Below are 18,087 nucleotides of genomic sequence, written 5' to 3' on the forward strand. Positions count from 1 at the left end.
AGAGGACAACGGCGCGGCAGGCCGCTCCGGGTCTGTGCCGGATGGTGCCTGCCGCGCCGTGGGTGGTGTCTAGAGGCCGAGCAGTTCGGGATTCTCGGCGAGCTCGCGGAAGTGGTCGGCCGGGTTCGCGACGAGTCGGCGGGCCGTCAGATCCATCGCGCCCGCCACGACGGTGATCTCCGCGGCGACGGTCCCGTCGAGCTTGATGATCTGGTGGTGGAAGCGGAAGACCTTCTCGCCTTCCTTCCAGTCGAACACACACGTCACGGTGACCTCGTCGCCACCGCGCAGCTCGCGCTTGTATTTGATGGTCGACTCGAGCACCACCGCGCCGACGCCGCTGGCGATGAACTTGTCCTGCGGGATGCCCGCCGCGCGCAGCAGCTCCCACCGAGCGTGCTCGCCGTACTGGTGATAGACGGCGTGATTGAGATGGCCCTGGGTGTCGAGCTCGTAGCCGCGGACGAGGACCGGTACGGAGAACGTCATACGGCGTATAACCGGGGGCTCGCGCGTGCTTGTTCCCGGCGCGTGTGCAATCTCGGACACATTCCGGGCGGTCCGGTATGGCTGCCGTGGCCTTACGCCCATCGCGATCGCCGCCGCGCCGGCCGGAAATTTCACGACGCGCGCGGGCTCTACCAGGTTGTTCGGTCGGATTCGCGCTTGCCATTGACGGCGCCCGCGAGCTGGGTCATTATTGAGCCAGCGGGCATTCGCGTGCTCAAAATGGTTGTGAGACAACGAAGTTCCGGCCAGGTTGGGCTTTCTACGGCGCTTACGCCGGTGACCCCCGCTTCTCGGCCCCTCGCAGCGCACTCTCGATGACCCCGTCAGCCCGGCCTTCAGGTCAGGGCTTTTTTGCTGCCCGAACAGGGCCGGATGGGCATCGCCAGGCTGCGACCGGCGCCGAGAACATCTCCCGATCTCGACCGTATGACAGGACTGCAATGAGTTCACCCAAACTAGGGCGCGATGTCATCTTCGACTACATTCGCGATGCCGGCATCGAGTACATCTTCGGTGTTCCCGGCACCCAGGAAATCCCGCTGATCGACGCCACCACCATTCCGGAGAACGGTGTCGAGTACATCCCGACCCTGCACGAGAACATCGCGCTGGGCGCCGCGATGGGGTATGCCCGCGCGTCGGGCAGGCCCGGCGTCGCACTGGTCCACATCACCCCCGGCGCCGCCAATATCGTCGGAAACCTTTTCGACGCGTACACCTCGAATATTCCGGTACTCGTCCTGTGCGGCCAGCAGCACAGTGATCTGCTGATCCAGGAGCCGCTGCTGGGATCGGATCTGGTCCGGACCGCGGGCCAGTACACGAAATGGGCGCACGAGATCCGCAGCGCGGACGAGATTCCGCTTGTCATGCAGCGTGCGTTCAAAGAATTGTTCACGCCGCCGTTCCGGCCCGTGTTCCTCTCGGTGCCGTGGGATTTCCTGATCGAGCAGCCGACCTTGCAGGAACCGGCCCGCTCCACCCGGATCGCGCACGCGGTGACGGGCGACGAGGCCGGGATCGCGGCGGCCGTCGAGACCCTCGCCAACGCGAACAACCCGGTGCTGCTGGTCGGTGACGGCGTCGGAGAGGCCGGCGCGTGGCCGGAGATCGAAGGTCTCGCGAACCTGCTCGGCGCGGCCGTGTACTCGGAGTTCCAGGCGAGCCGGATGAACTATCCGAACGACCTGCCGCACTGGCAGGGTGAACTGGCGCCCATCCAGGACGGCATCCACATGCAGTTGCGTGGCTACGACACCATCTTCCTGATCGGGGTGAACTCACACGCCCAGATCTCGATCTTCCGCTGGGACAAGGGCCCGATCCTGCCCGCGGACCTGGTTCAGGTGGCGCTGCACAATGATTCGTGGCAGATCGGCAAGAACTACTTCACCGAGGTCGGTGTCCTCGGTGACATCAAGAAGACGCTGCCGCCGATCATTTCCGGTATCGCCGCGAGCCCGCACTTCGACCTCGCGTCGGCGCAAGCGCGCAATGCGAACATTCTGCGGCTCGGTGCGCAACGCGACGCCGCGTTCTCGGCCGACGCCGAACAATTCCAGCTGCTCGATTCGGCGGCCGTAGCCGAACTCGAGAGCGTCGATTCGGTGGTGCCGGAAGAATCCGAGGCCGTTGTCGTCGATGTCCCCGTGCCGATTCCCGGTCAGCAGGTGGCGTTCGCGCTGGCGGAAGTGCAGAAGACCCTCGATCGGCCGATCACCGTGCTCAACGAAGCGTTCTCGATCGCCAGCAGCTTGCAGAAGGTGGTTCAGTACGATTCGCCGGACGCCTACTTCTGCACCTCGGGTGGTTCGCTGGGATTCTCGTTGCCCGCGTCGATCGGATTCTCCCTCGCCGTGCGCGAGGAGCGCTACATCGTCAATGTCATCGGTGACGGTTCGGCGCTGTTCCACACCAATTCCTGGTGGACCAGCAGCAAATTCGATCTGCCGGTGCTGTACATCGTCGTCAACGACGCCCAGTATTCGTCGCTGGTGATCGGGCTCGGGCTGATCGAACGGGTCTACGGCTGGCGGCCGACCAACCCGGCGACCTACCTGAGCCTGGGCGAACCCGAACAGGATTTCGTGGACATCGCCAAGACGTTCGGTATCGACGGAAAGGTAGTCGACGACGGGCGCAAACTACAGCGCGCGATCGAACGCGGATTCCAGGCGGTCGCGGACGGCAAGCCCTATGTCCTCGATATTCGCACCGCTCCCGCCCTGCCCCCGGCGCTGCCGCCCGCGGTGGATGTCCTGCTGGCGGAAAGGTCGAGTGCCGACGCGGAATACGTAGAGAAGCTGCGCGACATCGGCCCTCCGTGATCCTCGGGGGTTAGCTGATCGTGCTGCCGGGTGGACGGCGACCGTGACATTTGCCATCGGTCGCCGTCCACATCGGTATCTACCTGCCCTCGGAGCGGGCTGCGATTCTCAGTCGAGAGACCGACGCCTACGAGAATGGAACGCTATGCACAAGCTTGTCCGGCTCCGAAATGTCATGACAGTGCTGGCCGCGACCGCGGTGTTCGCGACCGCCGCGTGCGGCAGCGATACCGAATCGGCCGACGCGCCGGCACCCACCACGACCGCCGCCGCCGTGGCGAAGCCGACCATCGTGCTGGTGCACGGCTCGTTCTCGGACAGTTCCAGCTGGGACACGGTCGCGGGCAAACTGCGGGCGCAGGGCTACCAGGTGGTCCAGCCGGAGAATCCGCTGCGTGGACCGAGTTCGGACGCGGCCGCCGTCACCTCGGCGATCGCGAACGTCACCGGGCCGGTCGTGCTGGTCGGGCATTCCTACGGCGGTGCCGTGATCAGCAATATGCACCGTCCGGACGTCAAGTCCGCGGTCTTCATCGCGGGCTTCGCTCCGGCGAAGGGTGAACCGGTACAAGCACTCTCGGATCCCGCGAAGTACCCGGGCAGCAAGATCGGTCCGGCATTGCAGATCAAGCCCACCGACACCGGGGCCGAGGTCACGCTGAAACCCGAACAGTTCGGTGAGGTCTTCGCTCAGGACGTCAGCGCCGATGTCGCGGCGCAGCTCGCCGCGCGTCAGCGGCCTACCTCCGCGGCCGCGCAGGCCGAGCCGAGCGGAGATCCGTCCTGGGCGTCGACGCCGTCCTGGTACCTGATCTCGACCGAGGACCAGATCCTGCCGCCCGCGGCGCAGCGCTTCCAGGCCGATCGCGCGAAAGCTCAGGTCAGTGAAGTGAAGTCCTCGCACGCGTCGCCGGTGTCACATCCGGACGAGGTGGTCGCGACCATCACCGCGGCCGCGCGCTGAACCATCGAATCGCCGAAACCCGACGGCACTGTGCCGTCGGGTTTTCCGGCGTCCCGGCCAGGTGATGTCGCGACCGGTCGAGCTCACAGCCAGCCGGCATTGCGGGCGATGCGGATCGCGTCGATGCGGTTGCGCCCACCGATCTTGGTGATCGCGTTCGACAAGTAGTTGCGCACCGTCGCCGGTGACAGGAACAGAGTGGTGGCGATCTCGTCGGTGCTGATCCCGGTCTCGGCCGCCCGGATCACATCGGCCTCACGGGTGGTGAGCGGACTGGTACCGGTCTCGAGGGCCGCGGCGACCAGGTCGGTGTCGATCACCCGCTCACCGGCGACAACCTTGCGGATACTGTCGGCCAGCGTCTGCGCTGGTGCGTCCTTGACGACGAAACCGCGCACCTGCGCATGCAAGGCGCGCAGCAGATAACCCGGCTGACTCAGCCCGGTCAGAATCAGCACCTGGGTTTCGGGCACCTGTTCGTGAATGAGCTTGGCGGCGCTGAGTCCGTCCAGGCCCGGCATGTCGATGTCGAGCAACGCGACATCCGGGCGCGTGCGCAGGATCTCGTCGATGACATGGTCGCCGCGGTCCAGTTCCGACACCACGTCCATGTCTTCCTCGCGGGAGAGCAGCGCCACCAGCGCGCCCCGGATCATGTGCATGTCCTCGGCGACGAGCACGCGAATCATCATGTCCCCCCTGGGATTTCGACGCGCAAGTGAAACAGGCCGTCCTTGCTGTGTCGCGCCGACACGGTACCCGACAACGCCGCCGTCCGCTCCGCCAGACCGGACAGGCCGTTGCCGGACCCCGGCTTGCGGTGCGCCCCGTCGTTGACGATCTCCAAGAACAACGTGCCGTCCCGCCGGCCGGCTTCGATCCAGCACGTGCGGGCGGCGCTGTGCCGCAGCACATTGGTGATGCCTTCGCGAGTGGCCCACGCGAACGCGTCGTCGACCTCGGGCGCCATCGGCGGAAGATCGATGTGATGGTGGGTGTCGATCCCGGCGGCCGACAGCAGGGCAGTGGCCCCGGCGGCTTCCGTGCGCAGGGAGATGGTGTGCTCGCCCAGGGTGACCCGCCGCATCGCTTGCAGTGTCTCGCGGGCGAGTGCGGCGATGCCGTCGATTTCCGATCGTGCCGCGCCCGGATCGCTGGGCAGCAACGCCGCGGCCAGATCGCCCTTGAGCGAGACGGCCGACAGGCTCTGCCCGAGGAGGTCGTGCAGGTCGCGCGAGACCCGAAGGCGTTCTCGGCCCGCGGCCTGCTCGGCCAGATCGGTGCGGGTGCGTTCGAGCTGGGCCACGGCGCGGACCAGCAGCGCCACGCCGACGAGGCACCCGGCGATGGCGGTGAACACGACCACGACCTCGATGGCGGCCGCCACCGGGTGTCGTGACGCGACGCGGTCGGCGGCGAACAGCGTGCCGACCGCGGTGACGGCGATCGGGGCCGCGCAGAGGAATACGCGCGGCAGGCCGCGCGAGAGCAGTGCGGCCGAGGCGACGAAGAAGACCTGGCTGATGCCCCACGCCGTCGGTGACCAGATCATCGGTAGGTACACGAGACCACTCAGCAGTGTGAAGGTCATGGGCCAGCCCCGCGGGCGAGGGTCGTCGGCGCTTCCTGGCTCGCGGTCCGCGCCGACCGTGCCGAAGGCGTGGTACAGGTGGACGGCGACCACGGCGACCGCCAGTATCCACCACAGCGAGGCCGGGCCTGCCTGCTCGGTTCCGGCGAAGGTCGCCCGTGCGGGCGCCAGCGCGCCGGTAGCGCAGGTGGTCCCGACGAGGAGGAACCGCGCGGTCTGCGCGGTCGCCAGCCAGGGACCGAGGAGCGGGCGCGACACCTCGGTCATCCGAGTTCCCCTGTCGTGGTGGCGGTTCTGGGCTCGATGGCGGAGTCGAGCTGCCAGCGGCCCCCCACCTGATGGACAGTGATCAGCACCGGTTCGGTCGGTCCGTCGCGCAGGAGCCGCGCCAGGAGGTGGCGCAGTTCGGCGCGCAGTGGTTCCTCGGACGGTGCCGGCGGTCCTTCGGCGGGCAGGTCGATGCGGGCAACGACACCCGCTGCGGCGAGAAGCGTTGTAGTGGAAGCGAGCTCACGGCGAAAGTCGGTCTGCTGGAAACTGCGGATCAGTTGCCGCGCCTGGGCGAGGCCGCTGCGCGAGGTGGCGACGAGCTCACCGAGTTCGACGCGTGCCGAGACCGGGTCGCTCCGTGCGGCGAAATTCGCCGCGCGATCGGCGGACTCGGTGATCGCCACCAGTGCGGTATGTACGGTTCGGGTGACCGTGCGGTCGATCCGCAGTCGTTCGCGGGCGACGGCCTGTTCGGCGAGCGCCGCACCTGCGCTGCGTAGCCGACGCAACGCGACGACCATCCAGACCAGCGTGTAGACCGCGACCACCCGCATCGCGGTCGTGACCAGCAACCAGATCGCCTCCTGCTCGGTCGCGCCGAGCAGTGCCGCCGACGGCGCGACGGCGGCGATCAGCACTACCGCGATGGGCAGGGCGAGCACGGGTCGCAGCGTCAGCGCGACGACCACCGCCACGATGTGCACGGTGTTCAGCCACGCGACGCCGAGGACCGGCGCCGCGCCGACCACCAGCACGGCCAGCAGCGCCGAGGTGATGGGCGCTGCCGGCGGGACGGCGTCGCGGACAGCGAAGGCGATGTGGCGGAGATAGACCGACAGGCACACCGCGAGCAGGGCGGCGGTCACGGCGAGGTCGGGTCGATGCCCGGCGTCGGTGGTGACGGTCGCGATCAGTGTCAGGGTGCCGAGCGCGAGCGCGGCCACGACGGTGCCCGCCGCGGCGATGTCCACGGCGTCGCGGGGAATCCGCGCCGACAGCCCACGCAGCACGCCGAGGGCGGCGCCGGTCCGATCGGGCCGGGTCGCGTTCGACGAAGGCGCACGTTCCAGTATGACCGCTACCACCCCATGACTGTTCCGCGAGCCGCGACCGCCCGCCAGAAACCAATGTAGACGTTCACCGATGACATTCGTCATCGACGAATGTCCACATCTATCTCTAGCCGTGGTTCGAGACCGTGCGGGATTGTGGGAATCGGCCATGCATCGGGGCGGCGGTCACCTGGTAACGAGTTCATCCCCCAAGAAATTGGGGCCTGGTGAAATCCATTGGGCGACAGTAAGTTTGGGCATAACACCGGGTCGCGGGGGCATGGATACCCGGGACCGGAACCTTGCGGGGGCAGGTTCGGGCGATCGCCGCCACACCACGCGCACATCACTGTCGATGCGTGCTTCAAGCACTGTTTCATCTCGCTCGACCGCAACTGCGGTAGGCCGCTGTTCGCGGCTTTGCGGTGCCTATCGCACAAGATTGGACCTCGATCATGACAACCATCGAGCATCTGTTCGCGCGACGCGTGCACAGCGTCGATCGCGACACCGAATCCGGCACGACATCGACGACACCGCGCCTGCTCGGGGTGGCATCGGCGAATCCGCCCACGCGGTACAGCCAGCGCGAGCTGGTCGATCTGCTGGCCATCGATGACCCGAAGATTCGCGGTGTCTTCCTCAACGGCGGGATCGAGCACCGCTATCTCACTCTGCCACCGGTCGACGACGCGGGACAGTTCCGGTCGGAGTCGCAAGGCGACTTGCTGCGCAAGCATCGACGGTACGGCGTGGACACCGGGGCGGCGGCGATTCGGCGATGCCTGGCCGAGATCGGCAGACAGCCGCAGGACGTGGATTACCTGGTCGCGGTGACGACAACCGGGTTTCTCACCCCGGGTTTCAGCGCCCTGCTGATCAACGAGCTCGGTCTCGCGCCGAGCACCGGGCGCCTCGACGTCGTCGGGATGGGGTGCAACGCAGGGCTCAACGGCCTGACCGCGGTGGCCTCCTGGTCGGCCGCCAACCCGGGCAGGCTGGCGGTCCTGGCCTGCTCCGAAGCCTGCTCGGCGGCTTACGTTTTCGACGGAACGATGCGGACCGCCGTGGTGAACAGCCTGTTCGGCGACGGCGCCGCCGCCCTCGCGATCAGCACCGGCGAATCGCACGAAGGCACCGACACGGACACGCAGTCCCGTGCACCACAACTGATCGGTCGCGCCAGCTACATGATCACGCGGGCGGTGGACGCGATGCGCTACGACTGGGACGACGATGCCGGGAAGTTCAGCTTCTATCTCGACAAAGAGGTTCCCTACGAGGTCGGCGCCCACGTCGAGCGGGTCGTCGACGAACTACTCGGCGACGCCGGGCTCCGGCGCAAGGACATCGCCCAGTGGATCGTGCACTCCGGCGGCAAGAAGGTGATCGACGCGGTGAAGATCAACCTGGGTCTGACCACGCACGACCTGCGCCACACCGTGAGCGTCATGCGCGATTTCGGGAATCTGTCCAGCGGATCGTTTCTGTTCTCCTACGAGCGGCTGCTGGCCGAGGGCCGCGTGGCGCCCGGCGACTACTGCGTCCTCATGACGATGGGTCCGGGATCGCAGATCGAGACCGCGCTGCTGCGGTTCTGAGCGCCGAAGGGTGAAAACCATGCTGTGGAAAGGCAATTCGTGACTGAGATGATCACCACCGAAGTGGCGGCCGACGGTGCGCTCGCACCGGAACTGACCGCGAGCGTGCTCGCGGCAGCGGTGCGGGCCGAGGACGCGTCGGCGGCCGGGGGAGAGTGCGTGGTGGTACTGCGCATCGGCGGTGCGGCACCGGGTTCGCGATTCGCCTGGCCGGGTCCGGTCAGCGTCGGCGACGTGAACAAATGGGAAGGCGCGCTGCGCCGTCTCGAGCAGGTCCCCGCGCCGGTCATCGCCCTCGTCGACGGCGACGCGTACGGGCCCGCCGCGGAGCTGCTGCTCGTGGCCGACTACCGGATCATGGCGGCGGGCACGGTCTTCGAGCTGGCGGCGAGCGAGGGCGGGGTGTGGCCCGCGATGGCGGTCTACCGGCTGGCCGGTCAGGCCGGTGGTGGTCCGGCCCGGGAATTGGCGGTACTCGGCAGGGCGCTGTCGGCCGAGCGGACCAGAGACTGCGGCCTGGTGGACGCCGTGATCGAGCCCGGCGCCGAAGCCGACTCGATCGCCGCGGGCGCCGTGCTTTTCGGCGCGGTCTCGGGAATCGAGATCGCGATCCGGCGCAGGTTGCTGCTCGACGCGCCGAGCACCCGGTTCGAAGACGCGCTCGGCGCGCATCTGGCCGCATCGGACCGCGCGCTGCGACGTGAACGGACGGCATCGTGACCATCGTCATCACCCCGCGCACGATCGTGGGTCAGCTCGACTACGACATGGCCGAGTTGCGCGCCGCGGCAACCGAACACGCCGCTTTGCTGGAGTCACTCGGACCCGTTCCGGACCGGGACGAGACGGCGGCCGCCGCGGCCGCGGCCGCGCACCGCGTGCTGCGCCGCCTGCGTCGGCAGTTCCTGCGCCGGCACCTCGCGGTGGTCTACGGGACGGCCACCGACGACCTGCGGCGTGGTCTTCGGCTGAGCGCGCTCGCCGCGGCCGTGACCGTGCTGTATCCCGGCCTGCTCCCGACCACCGAGCAGGTGCGCGCCGACGCCGCGGTGGCGCAGCCGGCGAAAGAGGGCTGGGAGATCGATCAGGGCATCTTCTTCCAGGCCGTGTTCGCGGACCCGGTCCTCGGCAATCACCTTCTCGACGCGATGCGCGCGCCCACCGAGGCCGCCCTCGACCTGATCGCCGACTTCCGCGCCACCGGCGCGATCACACTGCCCGCGGCGCGCCTCGAGCGCAGCGGCAGCACCTCGACGATCACGATCACCAACACCGATTGCCTCAACGCCGAGGACAACCAGCACGTCGCCGATATGGAAACCGCGGTCGACCTGGTACTGCTCGACCCCGAGACCCGCGTCGGCGTGGTCCGCGGCGGGGTGATGGACCATCCGCGCTATCGCGGTCGCCGAGTCTTCAGCGCGGGCATCAATCTCGCCCACCTGCACCAGGGCAAGATCTCCTTCCTCGACTTCCTGCTGGGCCGCGAGACCGGCTACATCGCGAAGATCCTGCGCGGACACACCGAGGACGCGGCGAGCTGGCCCGCCGTCCCGGCGACCAAACCCTGGGTCGCGGCCGTCGATTCGTTCGCGATCGGAGGCGGGGCACAGCTGCTCATGGTCTTCGATCGGGTCATCGCAGCGACCGACAGCTACGTCAGCCTGCCCGCCGCGCAGGAGGGCATCATCCCGGGCGTCGCGAACCTGCGCCTGGGACGATCGGCGAACTTCCGGCTCTCGCGTGAGGTGATCCTGTGGGGCCGCAAGATCTGGGCGACCGAACCGGACGCGCGGTCGCTGATCGACACCGTCGCCGAACCGGCCGATATGGACCTCGAAATCGACAGGGCCGCAGCCAGACTCGCCTCGCCCGCCGTGGTCGCGAACAAGCACATGCTGGTCGTCGCCGAGGAACCGCAGGACGTGTTCCGCCGTTATCTGGCGGAGTTCGCGCTGCACCAGGCGTTGCGGCTGTACTCCCCGGATGTCATGGCCAAGACCGAGCGGTTCGACCGCAAGGCGCCGCGATGACCACCGTGGCGACATCGAACACCGTCGAGTACCGCAAGCACGGCCATCTCGCGACGGTGGAACTCAACCGGCCGCGGGTGCTCAACGCGATGAATCGCGCCATGCACGCCGAGCTGGCCGAGATCTGGGACGACATCGAAGCCGACGACGACATCTGGGCCGTCGTGCTGAGCGGGGCGGGGCGGCGGGCGTTTTCGGTCGGGCAGGACCTGACGGAACTGGCCGAGCGGATCGGCGACGGCGCCTGCACCCGATCGTCGTTCGGCAGCGCGGGAAAGCCAGGGTATCCGCGGCTGACCGAACGCTTCTCCTTCGCGAAACCGATCATCGCGAAGGTGTCCGGGTACGCGCTCGGCGGTGGGTTCGAGCTCGCGCTCGCCTGCGACATCGTGATCGCGTCGACCGACTCCCGATTCGGGCTCCCCGAGGCGAAACTGGGATTGATCCCGGGCGCGGGCGGGGTCTTCCGGCTGCCCCGGCAGGTGCCCTACCGCGTCGCGATGGGACATCTGCTCACCGGCCGCCCGATGTCGGCCACCCGGGCCTACGAGCTGGGTGTGGTCAACGAGGTGGTCGACGGGTCGGAACTGGACGCGTGCGTCGACCGCTGGGCCGCCGACGTGCTCGCGTGCGCGCCCCTGTCGATTCGCGCGATCAAGGAAGCCGCCGCGCTGTCGGCGAATCTGCCACTGCCCGCCGCCTTCGCGGCCGACTACCCGTGGGAGCGCGTCCGCGCCGACTCGGCCGACGCGACCGAGGGCCCGCTGGCCTTCGCCCAGAAACGTCTACCGCACTGGACCGCACGGTAGGACCAGACCGACTCGATTGCTTGAGGATCTTCATGCGAACACCCGATACCTACATCGCCGCCCTCGGCTCGTTCCTCCCCTCGACCGTCACCACCGAACAGGCTGTCGCACAGGGCTTGTACTCCGCCGAGACCGCGGAGATCCACGAGCTCGGCGGCGCGGCGGTGGCCGGTCCGATCCCCGCGCCGGAGATGGCGTTGCGCGCCGCGGAAGTCGCGGTGAAACGGTCCGGTCTGGCCGCGGACGAATTCGATCTGCTGCTGTACGCGAGCACCTGGCTGCAAGGCCCCGAAGGCTGGTTGCCACATCCCTACCTGCAACGTCACCTCGTCGGGCCGATCCCGGCGTTGGAGATCCGGCAGGGTTGCAACGGCATGTTCTCCGGCCTGTCGATGGCATTCGAATACCTGCGCGCCGATCCCGGCCGGCGCACCGCGCTGCTGGTGGCGGCCGACAATTTCGGCACCCCGCTGATGGACCGATGGCAGATGTCGGCGCTGTTCGTCGCCGGTGACGCCGCGTCCGCGGTGGTGCTGAGCAAGACCGACGGCTTCGCCCAGCTGATGTCGGTGTGCCACACCTCGATTCCCGAAGCCGAGGAAATCCACCGGGCCAGTGAACCGATGTTCCCGCCCGGTGTCTCGCTCGGGAAGTCGCCCGACTTCTTCGCCCGGCTGCAGGAGATCACCGCGAAGGTGGCCGCGGCGCCCGACTCGCCCTTGGGCGCGGCACTGGCGCGGGTGCGCGAGCAGATCCCGGTGGTGGTCGGCCAGGCGCTGGCCGACGCGGGCATCGAGCTCGGCGACATCGCCCGCGTCGCGTTCCTGAACTGTTCGCGCGAGGCCACCGAACAGCGGTGCATGGTGCCGCTCGGATTGCCCATGGAGATGTCGACCTGGGAATTCGGGCGCGATATCGGCCACTGCTCGGCCAGCGATCAGATCCTGTCGTTCGAGCATCTGATCACCACGGGTCAACTCGGGCCCGGTCAGTACATGCTGCTGTTCGGCTCGGCGCCCGGGGTGCTGCTGTCGGCCGCGGTCATCAAGGTTCTGCGTGATCCGGGGTGGACCGCGTGAGCGTTCATCCCGATCTCACGTCCGTCGCATCCAGGAACGAGAACGCTATGCCCCACCCAGTCTCCGACAACGCCTCCCACACCCCGGTCGATCCGGTGGCGGTGATCGGCATCGGCTGTCGCTTCCCCGGCGGCGTCGGTTCCCCCGCCGACTTCTGGCAACTGCTCTCGGCCGGGCGCGACACCTACGGCGAGATACCGCCGCAGCGCTGGTCGCGATATCGGCACCGCACACCACAATTCGCGACCGCCATCCAGAACACCGTGACCCGTGGCAGCTTCCTCGACGAGATCGAGCGCTTCGACGCGGAATTCTTCGGCATCTCCCCGCGCGAGGCCTCGCTGATGGACCCGCAGCAGCGGTTGCTGCTCGAGGTCACCTGGGATGCGCTCGAGCAGGCCGGGATCGCGCCGCGAGAACTCGCGGGCAGCGAGACCGGTGTGTTCGTCGGCGTCTGCACGGGTGACTACGGCGCGCTGATGCTGGAGGACCTGGCCAGCATCGAGGCGTGGACCGGCATCGGCGCGGCGACCTGTGCGGTCGCCAACCGGTTGTCGCACTCGTTCGATCTGCGCGGACCGAGCATCGCGGTGGACACGGCGTGCTCGGCCTCGCTGGTGGCGCTGCACCTGGCCTCCCAGAGCCTGCGCAACGGTGAGTGCGACCTGGCGATCGTGGGCGGGGTGAATCTGATCGTCACCCCCGGCCAGACGATCACCCTCGACGCGGCGGGCGCGCTCGCCCCCGACGGCCGCAGCAAGGCCTTCGACGCCTCGGCCGACGGTTACGGCCGTGGCGAGGGCTGCGGCGTCGTGGTGCTGCGCCGCCTGGACAGCGCGCAGCGCGCGGGCGACGAGGTGCTCGCGCTCATCCGGGGCAGTTCGGTGAATCAGGACGGCCGGACCAACGGGATCATGGCACCGTCGGGCGAAGCGCAGGCCCACGTCATGGCGCGGGCCTGCCGGCACGCCGGAATCGACCCGGCCACTGTCGATTTCGTCGAGGCGCACGGCACCGGCACCAGATTGGGCGACCCGATGGAAGCCGAGGCGCTCGCCTCGGTCTACGGATCGGTGCGTCCGGTCGGTGACCCCTGCCTGATCGGGTCGGTGAAATCGAACATCGGCCACCTCGAGGGGGCCGCGGGCGTGGCCAGTGTGATCAAGACGGTGCTGGCGTTGCGGCACGCCGAGATCCCGCGCACGCCGCTGTCGACCGAGCTCAATCCGGACATCCCCTGGGACACTTCGGGTATTCGGCTCGCCACCGAGCACACCTCGTGGTCCGAGGGCAGCAGTCCGCGGCGCGCGGGTGTGTCGGGCTTCGGCTACGGCGGCACCGTCGCGCACCTGGTGCTGGAGGAAGCGCCCACCGCGCCCCTGCCACCGGTCGCGCCGCCGCGCACCGAGCTCGACGGGCTCCGGCTGTTTCCGCTCTCGGCGGCCTCCGATGCCGCCCTGCGCGCGTACGCGGATCGGCTCGCGGAGTGGGTCAGCGACCGGGCGGGCGCGGTGTCGCTCGACGCGGTCGGCCGCACCCTGTCCCATCACCGGTCGCGGCTGAACCACAACGCGGCCGTGGTGGCCCGCGACGAGCACGAGTTGATCGCACGACTGCGGGAACTGGCCGCCGCACGGCCGGACCCCGGCGTCGTGACGGGAACCGTGGCCGCCGAATTCGGTAAGGGCCTGGTGTGGGTCTTCTCCGGACACGGTTCACAGTGGCGCGGAATGGGACGCGAGCTGCTCGCCGTGCCCGAGTTCGCGGCGGTGGTCGACGAGGTGGAGCCGATCTTCCTGGCCGAGATCGGCTTCTCGCCGCGACAGGTACTGATCGACGACGAGATCGACGGCGTCGACCGGATCCAGACCATGATCTTCGTGATGCAGACGGGTCTGGCCGCGATGTGGCGGGCCTACGGGGTGAGCCCGGACGCCATCATCGGCCACTCCGTCGGTGAGATCGCCGCCGCCGTGGCCAGCGGGGCGCTGCCGCTCGCCGACGGCGCCCGGCTGATCTGCCGGCGCTCGATCCTGCTGCGCCGGGTCGCGGGCAACGGAGCGATGGCGATGGTGACGGTGCCGTTGCAGGATGCCGACGAAAAGCTCGGCGGCAGAACTGATCTGGTCGCCGCGATCGCGTCATCGACCGTGTCGAGTGTGCTGTCCGGTGACCCGAGCGCGATCGAGGAGGTGCTGGCGCAGTGGCCCGACGACGGGATCGGGGTGCGCCGCGTCGCCTCCGATGTGGCGTTCCACAGTCCGCACATGGACCCGCTGCTCGCCGAGCTCGCGGCGGCGGGCGCCGACCTGGAGTATCGCCCGCATTCGGTGCGGATGTACTCGACCGCGCTGCTCGACGCTCGTGCCGAACCGGCGACCGACGCCGAGTACTGGGTCGCGAACCTGCGAAACCCCGTGCGGTTGGCGGGCGCGATCGAGGCCGCGCTGGCCGACGGATTCCGCGACTTCCTCGAGATCTCGCCGCACCCGGTCGTCGCCCACTCGATTCGGGAAACGCTCGGCGAGAGCGGAATCGACGACGCGTTCGTCGGCACGACCTTGCGTCGCGACGTTCCCGAGCAGCAGGCTTTCCTGGCCGCGCTCGGCACCGTGCACTGCCGGGGACTGCTCGTCGACCTGGACCGTTTGCAGCCGCCCGCGGCACAGGCGGACCTGCCCGGCTACGCATGGCAGGGGCGTCAGCTGTGGCACGCGCCCTCGGTGGCCGGTCGGGTGCCCGGCCAGGGGCACGCGGCGGCCTCGCACACCCTGCTCGGCACCTCGAGCACCGTCGCCGGGAGCGATCTGCGGATCTGGAACACGGTGCTGGTGGACGAGAACCGCCCCTATCCGGGCAGCCACGCTCTCAACGGCGCCGAGATCGTGCCCGCCGCCGTGCTGGTCGAGACCTTCCGGCAGGCCGGTGCGCTCGGTGACGCCGCGATCGAGCTCGCCGGAGTGGCGATGCGGCATCCCCTGCTGACCGACGGTGAGCGTGAGGTGCAGGTCGTGCACGATCCGGATCGTGGGCTGCTGCGGATCGCGTCGCGGACACCGGGGGAGGACCCCGAGCGGGAAGCCGCCTGGCTGATCCACGCCGAGGCGTCGTCGGTGCCGGTCGAAGCCGGGGTGCCGCTGCCCACGGCCCTGGACGACCCGGCGGCACGCCGGATGTTCCCGGTCGAACCGGGTGTGGTCCATCAGCGCCTGGCCGCGGTCGGGGTGCCGGAAACCGGGTTCGAGTGGCGTGTCGAGGAATTGCTCTTCGGCGCCGACGTGGTGCGCGCGCGAGTGCGCGTCGCGGCAGGCGGCAGCGCCACCTGGGCACCGGTACTCGATGCGGTGATGTCGATCGCGCCCGCCGCGTTCGGCGGCGAACCGGTCCTGCGGATGGTGGTCCAGATCGATGACGTGCGCTGCGCCGGTGAGCCGGCCGACGAGGTGATCATCGAGGTCGCCCTGGATCCGAAGCGCACCGATGTCGTGGACGGGTTGGTCGCGACGGTGGACGGCACGGTGATCGCCCGGGTCACCGGAATGGAGTATCCGGTCATCGACCGCCCGGCCGAGGACGATTCAGCGGCCGGCTCGGCGCTGTCCGGTCCGGTGCTGTCGCTGGAGAACCTGACCACCGAGCAGGTGCGGGAGCTGATCGCGGCGGAGGTGTCGGGCACGATCGCCGCGGAGATGCGCTTGCCCGATCCGGCGGATCTGAATCCGCGGCGTCCGCTGCTGGAACAGGGACTCGATTCGGTGATGACGGTGACCATTCGCAAGAAGCTCGAGAAGCGGTTCGGCCACAAATTGCAGGCCACCGTCTTCTGGCAGCAGCCGACCGTTGTCGCGATCGCCGATCATCTGACGGAGATGCTGACGGCGTAGAGCGGTGTCCCGCCGCCGTGCCGCGTCCTCGATCAGGTCCGGTACGGCGGCAACGGGGTTCGCCGGGTGCCCGGCGTCAGGCCCGGTGGGCATTGCGCTCGTCCCACCACGCGGGCGCGTCGACGAAGTGGTTGTCGAATTCCTCCTGGGCGGCGACGAATTCCTCATGGGTGGCGTCGCCGTGGATGAGCCGATCGAGCAGACGGAAGTACTCGAAGCGCTGGACGCCGGGCATCAGGGCGATGAGGATGCGCGCGCCGCTGTCCGGAGTCGCGCCGAAGGCGTGCGGCATCTGCCGCGGGACGACCAGCGAGCCGCCCGCGCCGACGGTGAGGATGCGATCGCCCGCCATGACCTGGAGTTCGCCGTCGGCGACGTAGAACAGCTCGTCGGAGCGGGTGTGGAAGTGCGGAGCGGCGCCGTCGGCACCCCGCGCCATGGTGACCTCGAGCGTGCTCACCGCACCGTCGCTGGCGTTCGCGTCGGTGAGCAGGCGCATCCGCACGTTTTCGGTGCCCAGCGTCTCGGCATCCTCGGGCAGGCAGAGGGCGATGTCGCGGGTGTTCGTCATGACCATTCCGTTCGTCGGTTGATAATTCGCTACCGAACTATATCCCAGCGAATAGAATCGTGTCCATGGATGAACGCGAACCGGACGTGGTGGATGTGATCACGGAGCAGTGGCAGCGGGAGCGACCCGAGCTGGAACTCGAGGCGATGGCGGTCTTCGGCAGGCTCGGCAGGCTGATGACCATCGCCACGGCACGGATCGAAAGCGTGTTCACCGCACACGGTTTGCAGCGCGGTGAGTTCGATGTGCTTGCGGCGCTACGCCGTTCGGGTTCGCCCTTCGAGCTCAACCCGTCGGTACTCGCCGACACCTTGATGCTGTCGCGTGCGGGGATGACCGGCCGTATCGACCGGCTCGAAGTGGCGGGCCTGGTCCGCCGCATCGCCGACCGCGAGGATCGCCGCGCCGTGCGGGTGGCGCTCACCGGGCAGGGCCGGGCGCTGGTCGACACGGTGGTCGTGGCACACACCGAGAACGAGACGGCGATGCTGTCGGTGTTGACGCCCGCGGATCGTGCCGCCCTGGACCGGATCTCGCGAACCCTGCTCGATGGGTGGGCGAGCTGACCTGCCGATCCCGGCCGGGGAAAGGGCGCCTCGTGATGATCCCGCCGCGCGCAATCGGAGAAAGTTCGGTGGCCATGGAGGCGGGAATCGAACCCGCGACATCCGTCCGGTGGAGTCGGCGTTCTACCTGCTGAACTACTCCATGGCCACGCCGAGCCTAACTCAGGATTCCTTGCGCCGCACCGAGGCTTCGACGAGATCCAGTACGGCGGAAAGGTTTTCGTTGGTGTGACCCGAGGCGATGCGGGCGATGAGGCCGTCGAGAACCAGGTCGAGGTAGCCGAGCAGGACGTCGGTGGGGACGTCGTCGCGCAGGGCTCCGGCGGCCTTGCGACGCTCCAGGCGGGCCAGCGTCGCGGCGGTCAGTTCGGCCGAACGCTGGGTCCAGCCCGCGCGGAATTCGGGGTCGGTGCGGACTCGGCGCGCGATCTCGAGGCGGGTGCCCAGCCAGTTGAATTCCTCCGGGCGGGCGAGCATATCGCGCATCACCTGGACGATGCCCTGGTTGGCGGCGACTTCGGCCATGCGTTCGGCGTCGTCCTTGGCCAGGGCGAAGAAGAGAGCGTCCTTGTCACGGAAATGGTGGAAGATCGCGCCGCGGGACAGGCCGATGGCCTCTTCCAGGCGGCGCACGGTGGCGCCGTCATAGCCGTATTCGGCGAAGCAGCGTCGTGCACCGTCGAGGATCTGGCTGCGGCGCGCGGCGAGGTGGTCGTCGCTGACCTTGGGCATGATTCCTCCAACTAGCGGATACACGGACCCCCGCCCCGGCGAACCGAGACGGGGGCTGTCGCATTATTCACGGGCAAACGAATGCCCTTGTGGCGCAA

Annotated in this window: 15 protein-coding genes and 1 tRNA gene; 9 read left to right on the forward strand and 7 right to left on the reverse strand. The window is 68.6% G+C overall.

The features are described from left to right. Positions 1-69: 69 nt before the first annotated feature. On the reverse strand, positions 70-489 hold the full coding sequence (locus ACFULV_RS12920; protein ID WP_378627144.1) for an acyl-CoA thioesterase: 420 nt from the start codon (positions 487-489) through the stop codon (positions 70-72). Between the two features lie 461 nt (positions 490-950). On the opposite strand from ACFULV_RS12920, the gene ACFULV_RS12925 reads away from it, so the two are divergent. Together ACFULV_RS12925 and ACFULV_RS12930 are read left to right on the forward strand one after the other, a co-directional pair. Beyond that, the gene (locus ACFULV_RS12925) at positions 951-2,837 is read left to right on the forward strand and encodes a thiamine pyrophosphate-binding protein (RefSeq protein ID WP_378656095.1); all 1,887 of its coding nucleotides are present in this window, start codon (positions 951-953) and stop codon (positions 2,835-2,837) included. A 145-nt stretch (positions 2,838-2,982) separates the two neighbouring features. Next, on the forward strand, positions 2,983-3,801 hold the full coding sequence (locus ACFULV_RS12930) for an alpha/beta hydrolase (protein ID WP_378656098.1): 819 nt from the start codon (positions 2,983-2,985) through the stop codon (positions 3,799-3,801). Between the two features lie 83 nt (positions 3,802-3,884). Here ACFULV_RS12930 and ACFULV_RS12935 read toward each other — a convergent pair whose 3' ends face one another. From ACFULV_RS12935 to ACFULV_RS12945, 3 genes are read right to left on the reverse strand one after another with little or no spacing between them, the layout of a single operon-like run. Beyond that, on the reverse strand, positions 3,885-4,490 hold the full coding sequence (locus ACFULV_RS12935; protein WP_378656392.1) for a response regulator: 606 nt from the start codon (positions 4,488-4,490) through the stop codon (positions 3,885-3,887). Beyond that, positions 4,490-5,659, reverse strand: coding sequence for a sensor histidine kinase (locus ACFULV_RS12940; RefSeq protein WP_378627148.1), 1,170 nt, complete (start codon positions 5,657-5,659; stop codon positions 4,490-4,492). The genes ACFULV_RS12935 and ACFULV_RS12940 overlap by 1 nt, the downstream gene beginning before the upstream one ends. After that, entirely contained in the window at positions 5,656-6,747 is a 1,092-nt protein-coding gene (locus ACFULV_RS12945; RefSeq protein WP_378656101.1) for a hypothetical protein, read from the reverse strand. The genes ACFULV_RS12940 and ACFULV_RS12945 overlap by 4 nt, the downstream gene beginning before the upstream one ends. Before the next feature lie 422 nt (positions 6,748-7,169). On the opposite strand from ACFULV_RS12945, the gene dpgA reads away from it, so the two are divergent. The 6 genes from dpgA to ACFULV_RS12975 are packed head-to-tail and all read left to right on the forward strand — an operon-like array spanning position 7,170 to position 16,120. Beyond that, positions 7,170-8,315, forward strand: coding sequence for a 3,5-dihydroxyphenylacetyl-CoA synthase DpgA (gene dpgA / locus ACFULV_RS12950; protein WP_378656104.1), 1,146 nt, complete (start codon positions 7,170-7,172; stop codon positions 8,313-8,315). Positions 8,316-8,363: 48 nt separating this feature from the next. Beyond that, positions 8,364-9,035, forward strand: a complete 672-nt coding sequence (gene dpgB / locus ACFULV_RS12955; protein WP_378656395.1) for an enoyl-CoA-hydratase DpgB — start codon at positions 8,364-8,366, stop codon at positions 9,033-9,035. Next, entirely contained in the window at positions 9,032-10,348 is a 1,317-nt protein-coding gene (gene dpgC / locus ACFULV_RS12960) for a (3,5-dihydroxyphenyl)acetyl-CoA 1,2-dioxygenase DpgC (protein WP_378656107.1), read from the forward strand. Before dpgB ends, dpgC begins: the two co-directional genes overlap by 4 nt. Continuing rightward, complete coding sequence (dpgD, locus tag ACFULV_RS12965) at positions 10,345-11,157, forward strand: enoyl-CoA-hydratase DpgD (RefSeq protein WP_378656109.1); 813 nt, start codon at positions 10,345-10,347, stop codon at positions 11,155-11,157. Before dpgC ends, dpgD begins: the two co-directional genes overlap by 4 nt. Before the next feature lie 32 nt (positions 11,158-11,189). Continuing rightward, positions 11,190-12,236 carry a ketoacyl-ACP synthase III family protein gene (locus ACFULV_RS12970; protein WP_378627154.1) on the forward strand — a complete coding sequence of 349 codons (1,047 nt, stop codon included), beginning with the start codon at positions 11,190-11,192 and terminating at the stop codon, positions 12,234-12,236. 47 nt (positions 12,237-12,283) lie between these two features. Next, positions 12,284-16,120: a type I polyketide synthase gene (locus tag ACFULV_RS12975; protein ID WP_378656112.1), complete on the forward strand. Its 3,837-nt coding sequence runs from the start codon at positions 12,284-12,286 to the stop codon at positions 16,118-16,120. A gap of 76 nt (positions 16,121-16,196) precedes the next feature. On the opposite strand, the gene ACFULV_RS12980 is transcribed toward ACFULV_RS12975, so the two are convergent. Further along, positions 16,197-16,691, reverse strand: coding sequence for a cupin domain-containing protein (locus tag ACFULV_RS12980; RefSeq protein ID WP_378656115.1), 495 nt, complete (start codon positions 16,689-16,691; stop codon positions 16,197-16,199). A 65-nt stretch (positions 16,692-16,756) separates the two neighbouring features. Here ACFULV_RS12980 and ACFULV_RS12985 point away from each other — a divergent pair, with 65 nt between their 5' ends. Continuing rightward, positions 16,757-17,257, forward strand: coding sequence for a MarR family winged helix-turn-helix transcriptional regulator (locus tag ACFULV_RS12985; protein ID WP_378656117.1), 501 nt, complete (start codon positions 16,757-16,759; stop codon positions 17,255-17,257). 69 nt (positions 17,258-17,326) lie between these two features. Here ACFULV_RS12985 and ACFULV_RS12990 read toward each other — a convergent pair. After that, positions 17,327-17,402 (reverse strand) — tRNA-Trp (locus ACFULV_RS12990). 17 nt (positions 17,403-17,419) lie between these two features. Then, positions 17,420-17,989, reverse strand: a complete 570-nt coding sequence (locus ACFULV_RS12995; protein WP_358072240.1) for a helix-turn-helix domain-containing protein — start codon at positions 17,987-17,989, stop codon at positions 17,420-17,422. Positions 17,990-18,087 lie beyond the last annotated feature (98 nt).

Origin of the sequence: Nocardia sp. NPDC057272, assembly GCF_042668615.1 — a bacterium.
Taxonomy (GTDB): Bacteria; Actinomycetota; Actinomycetes; order Mycobacteriales; family Mycobacteriaceae; genus Nocardia.

Bases quoted from the DNA above. Each gene is read 5' to 3' on its own strand.
- dpgB (WP_378656395.1), top strand. From the start codon at position 8,364: ATGATCACCACCGAAGTGGCGGCCGACGGTGCGCTCGCACCGGAACTG.
- ACFULV_RS12985 (WP_378656117.1), top strand. From the start codon at position 16,757: ATGGATGAACGCGAACCGGACGTGGTGGATGTGATCACGGAGCAGTGG.
- ACFULV_RS12980 (WP_378656115.1), bottom strand. From the start codon at position 16,691: ATGACGAACACCCGCGACATCGCCCTCTGCCTGCCCGAGGATGCCGAG.
- ACFULV_RS12935 (WP_378656392.1), bottom strand. From the start codon at position 4,490: ATGATTCGCGTGCTCGTCGCCGAGGACATGCACATGATCCGGGGCGCG.
- dpgD (WP_378656109.1), top strand. From the start codon at position 10,345: ATGACCACCGTGGCGACATCGAACACCGTCGAGTACCGCAAGCACGGC.
- ACFULV_RS12930 (WP_378656098.1), top strand. From the start codon at position 2,983: ATGCACAAGCTTGTCCGGCTCCGAAATGTCATGACAGTGCTGGCCGCG.
- ACFULV_RS12940 (WP_378627148.1), bottom strand. From the start codon at position 5,659: ATGACCGAGGTGTCGCGCCCGCTCCTCGGTCCCTGGCTGGCGACCGCG.
- ACFULV_RS12920 (WP_378627144.1), bottom strand. From the start codon at position 489: ATGACGTTCTCCGTACCGGTCCTCGTCCGCGGCTACGAGCTCGACACC.
- ACFULV_RS12995 (WP_358072240.1), bottom strand. From the start codon at position 17,989: ATGCCCAAGGTCAGCGACGACCACCTCGCCGCGCGCCGCAGCCAGATC.
- ACFULV_RS12925 (WP_378656095.1), top strand. From the start codon at position 951: ATGAGTTCACCCAAACTAGGGCGCGATGTCATCTTCGACTACATTCGC.
- ACFULV_RS12970 (WP_378627154.1), top strand. From the start codon at position 11,190: ATGCGAACACCCGATACCTACATCGCCGCCCTCGGCTCGTTCCTCCCC.
- dpgA (WP_378656104.1), top strand. From the start codon at position 7,170: ATGACAACCATCGAGCATCTGTTCGCGCGACGCGTGCACAGCGTCGAT.
- ACFULV_RS12975 (WP_378656112.1), top strand. From the start codon at position 12,284: ATGCCCCACCCAGTCTCCGACAACGCCTCCCACACCCCGGTCGATCCG.